Source organism: Quadrisphaera sp. DVD1 (assembly GCF_058932755.1).
Map to the genome: position 1 here is coordinate 24,080 of NZ_JBZYWI010000026.1, position 6,000 is coordinate 30,079.

At 74.5% G+C, this 6,000-nt stretch carries 6 protein-coding genes; 3 read left to right on the plus strand and 3 right to left on the minus strand.

Features of this window, described 5'->3' with window-relative positions:
* Window positions 1–138 precede the first annotated feature (138 nt).
* The gene (locus AC5FZL_RS04935; RefSeq protein WP_493617452.1) at window positions 139–1,005 is read left to right on the plus strand and encodes a hydrolase; all 867 of its coding nucleotides are present in this window, start codon (window positions 139–141) and stop codon (window positions 1,003–1,005) included.
* 9 nt (window positions 1,006–1,014) lie between these two features.
* Here the strand turns inward: AC5FZL_RS04935 and AC5FZL_RS04940 are convergent, their stop codons facing one another.
* Both AC5FZL_RS04940 and AC5FZL_RS04945 read right to left on the minus strand, forming a co-directional pair.
* The gene (locus AC5FZL_RS04940) at window positions 1,015–2,259 is read right to left on the minus strand and encodes an alpha/beta fold hydrolase (protein ID WP_493617453.1); all 1,245 of its coding nucleotides are present in this window, start codon (window positions 2,257–2,259) and stop codon (window positions 1,015–1,017) included.
* A 34-nt stretch (window positions 2,260–2,293) separates the two neighbouring features.
* Window positions 2,294–3,160, minus strand: a complete 867-nt coding sequence (locus AC5FZL_RS04945) for an aldo/keto reductase (RefSeq protein ID WP_493617454.1) — start codon at window positions 3,158–3,160, stop codon at window positions 2,294–2,296.
* A gap of 342 nt (window positions 3,161–3,502) precedes the next feature.
* Here AC5FZL_RS04945 and AC5FZL_RS04950 point away from each other — a divergent pair, with 342 nt between their 5' ends.
* Both AC5FZL_RS04950 and AC5FZL_RS04955 read left to right on the plus strand, forming a co-directional pair.
* Window positions 3,503–3,823: a hypothetical protein gene (locus AC5FZL_RS04950; RefSeq protein WP_493617455.1), complete on the plus strand. Its 321-nt coding sequence runs from the start codon at window positions 3,503–3,505 to the stop codon at window positions 3,821–3,823.
* Window positions 3,807–4,262 (plus strand): ATP-binding protein, encoded by a 456-nt coding sequence (locus tag AC5FZL_RS04955; RefSeq protein ID WP_493617456.1) that lies wholly within the window; start codon window positions 3,807–3,809, stop codon window positions 4,260–4,262. Before AC5FZL_RS04950 ends, AC5FZL_RS04955 begins: the two co-directional genes overlap by 17 nt.
* A gap of 46 nt (window positions 4,263–4,308) precedes the next feature.
* On the opposite strand, the gene ggt is transcribed toward AC5FZL_RS04955, so the two are convergent.
* Window positions 4,309–6,000 (minus strand): gamma-glutamyltransferase (ggt, locus tag AC5FZL_RS04960; RefSeq protein ID WP_493617457.1); only part of this gene is annotated, 1,692 nt, incomplete at its 5' end.

Sequence of the window (6,000 nt, forward strand, 5' to 3'; positions counted from 1 at the left end):
ACCGGCGAACGCGGTGGACGTGGCCCTGCTCTGAGTGTCGTCCTGACCACGGACGGCGACAAGGGCCTCGGGCGCGCCCGTGCGCCACCGCGCTCCGGCTCTGGCCGTCGGCCCCGCGCAGGGTCGAGGATCTCCGCCATGTCGAGCGCACCGCCGCACGCGTGGATCTGCCGGACCTGCGGCAACCAGTACCCGCCCAGCGCCGAGCCACCGGCGCGGTGCCGCATCTGCACCGACGACCGCCAGTACGTCCCGGCGTCCGGCCAGGCGTGGACGCACCTCGCCGAGCTCGCCGCCGAGGGCTCCACCACGACGTGGGCGGAGGTGGAGCCGGGCCTGTTCGAGCTCACCGTCAGCCCGCCGATCGGCATCGGCCACCGCGGCCTGCTCGTGACCACTCCGGCCGGCGGCGTCCTCTGGGACCCGCCGGGCTACCTCGACGACGCTGCGGTGGAGTTCGTCCGTGACCACGGCGGCCTGATCGGCATCGCCCGCAGCCACCCCCACCTGTGCGGCGTGCAGATCGAGTGGAGTCAGCGCTTCCCGCAGCCCGACGGCCACGGTGCGCCGGTGTGGATCCCCCGCCGCGACGCCGCCTGGGTCGTGCGCCCCGACGACGCCATCACGTGGTGGGACGACCGCGCCGAGCTCGCCGACGGCGTCACGCTCGTCCGCTGCGGCGGGCACTTCGCCGGCAGCGCCGTCCTACACCTCGCGAGCGCCGCCGGAGGCCGCGGCGCGCTGCTCGTCGGCGACACCCTCATGGTCCTGCCCGGGCACGCGCGGGTGTCGTTCATGCGCAGCTACCCGATGCTGCTGCCCCTGCCCGAGCGCTACCTCGACCGCCTCCTCGCCGCTATCGAACCGCTGGCGTTCGACCGCCTCCACGGCGGCTGGTCCGGCGTCACCATCACGACCGGCGCGAAGGACGTCGTCGCCCGCAGCGCCGAGCTCTACCGCTCCTGGCTCACCGGCACGGCCCGCGACCCCGACCAGGACGACTGAGCGGGCGGCTCACGCGCGCCCGTGAGCCATGGCGAAGAGCCGGTCGAGCACCTTGGCGCCGTCGGCGCGCAGCCCGTTGTGCAGGTACTCGTTCGTCAGCCACACCCGTGCCCCGCGCACCGCTCGCGCGGTCTCGAGGGAGAAGTCCGCCTCGACGTACGGATCCTCGGCGTAGACGGCGGCCGCCACCGGCACGTCGTTGACGGCCAGCTGCGCCGGGTCGTACAGCCGCGGCCACGCGTGGTCGGCGAGGAGCAGCGCCGCCTCGCGCAGCGGCGCGAGCGCGCCGACGTCGTCGAGCATCCACGGGTGGAGGTGCTCGCCGAAGAGCAGCGTCGGGTCCTCGTCGAAGATCGCGGGGCGCGTCCGGTCGGCCGACCACGCCGTCGTCGCGCCGTCGGCGTAGCAGGACTCGTGGACGACCGCGTAGAGCGGGTTGCGGGCGAAGCCCATCGGGTCGGCGGCGTCGTGGCGGAACCCCGGGGAGTCCTCGGGCAGCTCGAGGATCCCGTGCAGGGCATCGGAGCCGTCGCTCATCCCGAGGGGGTTGCCCAGCATCCGCAGCCGCCGGGCGGTGAGCTGGTCACCGCCGGGCAGCATCAGCGGCGAGTCCGTCAGGCGCTCGTGCAGCGCGCGCACCCGCTCCCGGTCGCCCGGGTAGCGGGCGTAGTGGCGCTCGACGAGCTCGAGCTGGCGCACCCAGGTGGCGGCGTAGACCTCGTCCGGGTGGCGCCCCACCGGCGGCAGCCCTCCGGTCATGTACGCGGCCTCGAGGGAGTCCGGCGCGATCGAGAGGTACGCCAGCGCGCAGAAGCCGCCGAAGGACTGCCCGAGCACGCTCCAGCGCTGCACGCCGAGCGCCTCGCGCACCAGCTCGGCGTCGCGGACGATGCTGTCGGCGCGGAAGTGGGTGAGGTAGTCGGCCTGCTCCTGCGCGGAGAGGCCCGGCAGGTCGCCCACCGGCGTCGAGCGGCCGGTGCCGCGCTGGTCGAGAAGCAGCACCCGGTGGTCCGCGAGCGCCCGGGTCAGCCATCCCGGAGCGGTCCCCGAGCCCGTGGGCCTGGGCGACTCGTGGCCCGGCCCGCCCTGCAGGTAGACGAGGAACGGGCGGTCGAGGCCGTCGGGAGCGGCCACCTCGCGCGCGAAGACGGTGATCGTGCGCCCGTCGGGGCGGGCGTGGTCGAGAGGCACCTCCACCTCGTGCTCGGTGAGGACGAGGCCGGGGGTGCGGAAGGTCACCGGGGACGACGGCATGACGCCGAGCCTGCCAGCACCGCGGCAGCCGCACCTACCAGGGCATCGAGAGGAACGGCGAGGCGTACTCGGCGTCCGCCAGGAGCAGCGCCTCGGCGTCGGCGGGGTCCATCCGGTCGGCCTCGGCCGCCACGATCATCGAGAGCAGCCGGACGTCGCCCGCCGTGGCCAGGCCGGTGAGCTCCGGGTGCGCGAGCACCCACGAGACCGCCGCGCGGATCCGCTCCGCGTCGTCGTACGGCTCGTACCAGGTGGCGTAGCCGCCCTCGGATCCTTCGGGCCAGTTCCGCCGCGACACCGTCTTGATCGTCATGAGGCCGGCGTCCTGGCGCGCCACCTCCTCGGTCAGCGCCGCGTAGGCGTCGCGGAAGACGGCGTCGCGCATGAGCACGGGGTTGAGCGGCGTGAGGACCGTGGCGAAGGGGAAGCGGCGCAGCGCCTCGAGGTGGGTCTGCGCGGCCGTCTTGCCGTGCCCGGTGATGCCGATCGCACCAACCATGCCCTGCTCCTGCGCGGCCACCGCCGCCTCCAGCGCTCCCCCGGCGCCGGTGACGAGGTCGAGCTCGGCGAGGTCGCCGACGGCGTGCAGCTGGAGCAGGTCGACGGAGTCCGTCTGCAGCCGCTCCAGGGAGCGCTGGATCGAGCGCCACGCCCCCTCGCGGTCGCGGTCGCCGGTCTTCGTGGCGAGGAAGACGTCGGAGCGGATCCGCGGCATCCACGGCCCGAGCCGCAGCTCGGCCTCGCCGTAGCTGGCGGCGAAGTCGAAGTGGTTGATCCCGGCGTCCAGCGCCTTCTGGATCGACGCGTCGGCGGTGTCCTGGTCGACCTCTCCGAGCGCGGCCCCGCCGTAGAGGAGCACCGAGCTCGCGTGGCCGAGCCGTCCGAGCCTGCGTCGTTCCACCGGGGCCTCACCTCGTCGTCGGGGTCGCTGCACCGATCATGCTCGCTGCCGGCGCGGCCTGCATGGCGTCAACAGTGTTGACCGGGAGAAATGGCTGTCGGAACGTTCCGAAAGGCGCTCCCTATTTAGTGTCCCAAGATACCTGAACCGGTTTGGCATGGGAATTGATCACGCCAATCGCGGCGTGAAAGCGCTTTCACGAGATGACCAGGTTTGCAGAGTTCGAAAAGGGGTAGCCAGACCGGCTCTGCAGGCCTCACAGTCGTTCTCGTGACCACGCAAGCCCTGGGTACGGCGTTGGCGGTGGGGGTCGCCGACGCTCGAGCAGGCCGCTGGACCCCCGTGTCGATCCTCGACCTCCTGGACGAGCCCGCTCCAGGTCAGCACCAGAGCGAGTCGCTCGCGCGCCAGGCGCCGGTGCTGGCGACCGAGACGTGGCGGTCCCAGTGGGAGGCCGTCCCGGAGGAGCACCGCGTGCGGGCCCTGACGGTGATGCTCGTGGCCTCGCGCCAGCCGCTGCACCCGTGCCTGTCGGTGCGCCGCACGGTGTTCCCGCACGTCTACGCCGTCGCCATCGGGCACGGCCTCAACGCCGCCCTCGGGCCCCTGCCCGACGGCTCCATGCTCTGGATGGCCCTGGTCGACGATGACGACCTCGACTGACGTGCGCCGGCCCGCCCCGAGCGAGCCCGGCCGCACGGCGTCCACCCGAGGAGCTGCGCGCATCGCCCTGCCCGCCCGCCCTCCCGCGGTGGCCAAGGCGCGGGCGTTCGTGCGCGCCTGCTGCCAGGTCGACGCCCTCCCCCGCTCGGTGAGCGAGATCGCGGTATTGCTCACGAGCGAGGCCGTCACCCAGGCGGTGACCAGCGGGCGCGACCGCGTCTCGGTGACGTTCACCGCCGACGCCTCGGGCGCGGGGGTGCTCGTGGAGGTCACCGAGCCCGGCGTGCACCGCCCGCGGACCCAGGCCCTCACCAGCGCCGGGACGGCGGTCCTCGACGCCTTCGCCCACGCCTGGGGCGTGCGGCGCGACGGGTCGGCCACGACCCTGTGGTTCCGCGTCGTGGAGTCCTTCCCCTTCCCGCGCACGCCGATCTCCTGATCCAGGAGCTCTCGATCCAGGAGCTGGACGCCGGCTGACAGCGTGGTCAGCCGGCGTCCGGCTCCAGCACCGCCGCCGCTCCGCCACCGCGGCGCACCGGCTCGGCCACGGCCTCGAACCGGCCGTCGTCGGTGAGGCGGATCGCCGTGGCCGCCCCGATCTCCGGCGTGGTGCTCAGCACGTGCCCGCGCGCCGTCAACGCCGCGCCCAGCGGACCGTCGGCCAGCGCGGACTCGGCCTGGGCGGAGGCCCCGTTGCGCGAGGACAGCCGCGGCGCCGCCACGGCGTCCAGCAGCGGCCGCCCGCGCCCGAGGTGCTCGGTGAGCACCTGCGCGACCGTCGTGATGATCGTCGCCCCGCCCGGCGAGCCGAGGGCGAGCACCGGCCGGCCGTCGTCCAGCACGATGGTCGGCGCCATCGACGAGCGCGGGCGCTTGCCCGGGCCGGGCAGGTTCGGGTCGGGCGCGCCCGCGGTCACCGGCACGAAGTCGAAGTCGGTGAGCTCGTTGTTGAGCAGGAAGCCGTACCCGGGGACCGTGATCCCCGAGCCGCCGGTCGCCTCGATGGTCAGCGTGTAGGCCACGACGTTCCCGTCGGCGTCGGCGACCGTCAGGTGCGTCGTGCCGTGCTCGACGCCGGGCTCGGCCGTCGTGGCGGACGCCGCCCCGCACACGTAGACGCCGTCCGGCTCCCCGAACGGCACCGGGCGCGGCTGGGCCAGCGCCGGGTCGAAGAGCTGGCAGGCCCGCTCGTCGGCGAAGACCTGGGAGACGAGTTCCTCGGCCGGCACGCCGTCGACGTCCCCGACCCACCGGTTGCGGTCGGCGAACGCCGTCGCGCTGGCCTCCGCGAAGCGGTGCAGGACGTCGACCTCGGGGAGGTCCTCGGTCGCGGTGCCGGTCTGCGCCTCGTACGCCTCCAGCAGGTTGAGCACCTCCGCCACGGCGATGCCGCCCGAGGACGGCACGGGCATCCCGTAGACGTCCAGGCCCCGGAAGGTCGAGCGCACCGGCTCCCGCACGAGCGCCTCGTAGGCCTCCAGGTCGCGGCGGGTGATCTGGCCCGCCGGCACGCTCACGCCCTCGGCCGTGCCCGGCTGCCGGGCCGCGCGGACCAGCGCCCGCCCCAGCCGCCCCTCGTAGAGGGCGTCGACGCCCTGCGTGCGCAGCGCGCGGTAGGCGCGCGCCAGGTCGCGGTTGCGGAAGGTGGCGCCGACCTCGGGAACCTCCCCGCCGGGCAGGTAGACCTCGGTGGTCTCGGGGAAGAGCCGGAAGCGCTCCTCGTTGTCGGCGGTCTGCTGCGCGAAGGTCTCGTCGACGACGAAGCCGTCGCGGGCCAGGCGCTCGGCGGGGCGCAGCAGCTCGCGCAGCGACCGGGTGCCGAGCTCGTCGGCGGCCAGCTGCCAGGTGGCCGGCGTCCCGGGCACGCCGACGGACAGGCCCGAGCTGACGACCGTCGCGAGGTCGAGCGGGGCGCCGGCGCCGTCGGTGAAGACCGTCTCGTCGAAGGAGGCCGGAGCGGTCTCGCGGCCGTCGATGGTGGTGACCTCGCCGCTCCTCGCGTCGTAGGCGACGAGGAACCCGCCGCCGCCGATGCCGGCCGAGTACGGCTCGGTGACCCCGAGCGCGGCGGCCGTCGCGATCGCGGCGTCCACGGCGTTGCCGCCGTCGGCCAGGACGTCGAGGCCGACCTGCGTGGCGTCCGGGTCGACGCTGGCCACGGCCCCGCCGGAGCCGGT